The sequence below is a fragment of the Kiloniella sp. EL199 genome (genome assembly GCF_900313065.1).
In the GTDB taxonomy this organism is placed as follows: domain Bacteria; phylum Pseudomonadota; class Alphaproteobacteria; order Kiloniellales; family Kiloniellaceae; genus Kiloniella.
This window is the reverse complement of sequence record NZ_OMPU01000007.1, coordinates 1-2,882: the sequence shown is the minus strand read 5'-3', so window position 1 is coordinate 2,882 and position 2,882 is coordinate 1. Positions and strand designations below refer to the sequence as shown.

General features: G+C 45.8%; 2 protein-coding genes. Both read right to left on the bottom strand.

The window, feature by feature from the left end; genetic code table 11:
* On the bottom strand, nucleotides 1-2,065 hold a 2,065-nt coding region (locus D9A03_RS06470; protein WP_216825404.1), incomplete at its 3' end, for a methyl-accepting chemotaxis protein.
* A gap of 187 nt (nucleotides 2,066-2,252) precedes the next feature.
* Nucleotides 2,253-2,882 (bottom strand): methyl-accepting chemotaxis protein (locus D9A03_RS06465; protein ID WP_305778174.1); only part of this gene is annotated, 630 nt, incomplete at its 5' end.

The window sequence follows — 2,882 nt, the reverse complement described above, 5'->3', positions numbered from 1 at the left end:
GTTCAGCAGTCTCTGTTGCGTTGAGTGCCATCTGATTGGCCTGTTGGGCGCTGTCTGCATTCTGTTTAACGGTTGTGGACATTTCTTCCATGGATGCTGCAGTCTGTTGCAGGCTGGAAGCCTGTGCTTCGGTTCGTTGGGAAAGATCCATTGAACCGGATGCAATTTCTGTGGACGCGGAGCCAATCTCATCGGTTGTTGCGACGATATCGCCAACAGTTTCTGCCAAACGTTTTGATGTCTGGTTTACATCCTGTTTCAAGGTTTCATAAGTCCCTGTGTAACTGGTTGTAATCTGATGTGTCAGATCACCACGAGAGAGGGATGATAAAGCCGTAGCGACATCATCAACGACATCGCTGACATTTTTGTTGAGCGAGTTCAAGGCATTGGTCAAAGCCAGCATAAAGCCTTCTTTGCCTTCTGCTTCGAGTGATTTTGTAAAATCTCCACTTGATATTGCCTGAACCATCTCATCAACTTCGACTTCAATGGCCAGCTCGGCTGTGACATCAGCCCATTCGACGACTGTGCCCAATCGTTCCTGGCTTTCATTAGTGATGGGGTTGGCAACAAGATCATAGCTTCTTCCACCCACTTCAATTCTGCCCTGATAAGTCGTTGTCAGAGCGCCAAGCATTGAGCGCTGGTGTGCAGGGTTTTTGTGAAAACGGTCAATACTGTCACCAAGGAGCTTATTTGTATCAAAGCCGGGAAGATCCTTTCGGATATCTGCTTCACCTTCGCGCATCATCTCGAGAACAGCATCGTTCATGTAGATGATGTCAAAGTTATTGTCGGCAACCATTACATTCGCTGAACTGCTATCAAGAGCCGACTTGATCCTCATGTTTTCGGCTGCAGAACGATCTTGTTCGATGGCATTGTCTTTAAAGGTCTGTAAAGCTGAAGCGATATCTCTGATTTCATCACGCCGTTCCAATCCGGAAACTTCAAAGGATTTATCTCCTTCGGCAAGCAGGAGCATCTCTGATGTTGATTTTTGTAAGGGACGGATAATAGAGCGTGCAAATAGCCACCCAATTACTGCTACGATGAAGAGAACAATTCCCCCGATCATTAGTATGAATAAACGTGCCTCGTGTGCAGGAGCGAGCATTTCGGCTTCGTCAATCTCTGCCATCAATGCCCATCTAGTTCCTTCAAACTCAAAAGGTTGAAATGCAGAAAGCACGGGGATACCACGATAATCCGGGGTCACTTCTATACCGGTATTTCCGTTCAGGGCTTTGTGTACCGTCGCCGTGTTAACTTCTGTTTTCAGAATCGTTGATTCTTCTGAGAACCTTGAATCGCTTCTCATAAGGAAATCACTGCCAACGAGATAGGTTTCTCCTGATTCACCCATACCTGCGCTTAGTTGCAGAATGTGGTCAATTCTATCAATGGGCATTTGAAAAACGAGAACGCCTTCAAAACCGTTTGCAGTGATAATTGGTGTCGCAATGAAACTTGCTGGAGCATCATTACTTGGAGCATAGGGTGCAAAATCTACGAAACTTATACTACCGGAATCTTTGTTTGAAAGAGTGGCTTTGAATACCTGAGCCAATCCTGAAGTGTTGTATTTGCCGTTAAGAAGGTTGGTTGCATAGTCAAGTTCTTTGAAAACCGTATAAACAACATCTCCTTCAGGATTAATTAAAAAGATGTCGTAATATCCTCGACCTTCAAGCATTTGCCGAAACCAGGGATGAAAACGCTGATGTTGAGTGTGGTAAGCACCATCAATATTCGTAGGGCCATTAAAGAGATGTTTTTCGCCCAATGCTTCTTTGTTTCCCGAAGTGCTAGTGGGCGTTAATCCTGTTTCGTTGATATATACGGCCTGCAGGGATGCAAGTGGATCATTTCGTAAGGATCTTTCATCACGGAAGCCATCAGAAAAACGGGGCATAGCATCTTGAACATTGCTATTTACGGCGGTGATAAGAAGGTCTTCGCGGATAGATTCAAGATACTGTTTTAAAGAAGAATTACGAGCTTCTGCCAAGGCCGTTAATGTTTGCTGTTTTTGCAGTATCAAAGTGTCGGATGAACTCATGATACTGAATGTGCCGACGGATATGATTGAGATCATTGCTATTAAAATGAACAGTATCGGCAGTTTATGAGCAATTTTCAGGGAAAAATTGTTAACAATGCTGCGCATCATCTTCTCCATTATCGAACATGATCTCTGTACTAATTGATCTGTTGTTGTCTGTGGTTTCCATTTACATTTTGCTCGCTTAGAACTCGGACCAGTCGTCATCATCCTCGACAGCTGCAGCGACAGCGGTTGTCGGTTTAAGGGCAGTGACTGTTTTGGGAGTTGTTTTTGAGGTTACTTTGGATGTGTTCCGGTTTTTGGGTTTGCGTTCGCTATGAGTGCTTTGATCAGTTTTAAAGAAGCCGATCATTTCGGAGAGGCCCTCGGCCTGCTCTTCCAGCGTTCGCGCCGAAGCTGAACTTTCCTCTACCAGGGCGGCATTCTGCTGGGTCATTTCATCCATGGCTGTGATAGCAGTATTTATCTCTTCAACACCAGTGGCCTGTTCCCGGCTTGAAGCGGCGATCTCGGAAATGATGTCAGCAACACGTTTGGATGAATCAACAATCTCGGACAGGGTGTCCCCGGTAGATCTGACAAGGGTAACACCTTCTTTAACCTGATCATTGGCTTCAACAATCAGGGTTTTGATATCCTTGGCTGCTTCGCCGGAACGTTGCGCCAGTGTCCGCACTTCGGCTGCAACAACCGCAAAGCCTTTACCTGCTTCGCCCGCTCTGGCCGCTTCAACTGCTGCATTCAGCGCCAGAAGATTGGTTTGGAAGGCAATCTCGTCAATGACACCGATGATGTCGGATACTTTCTGAGA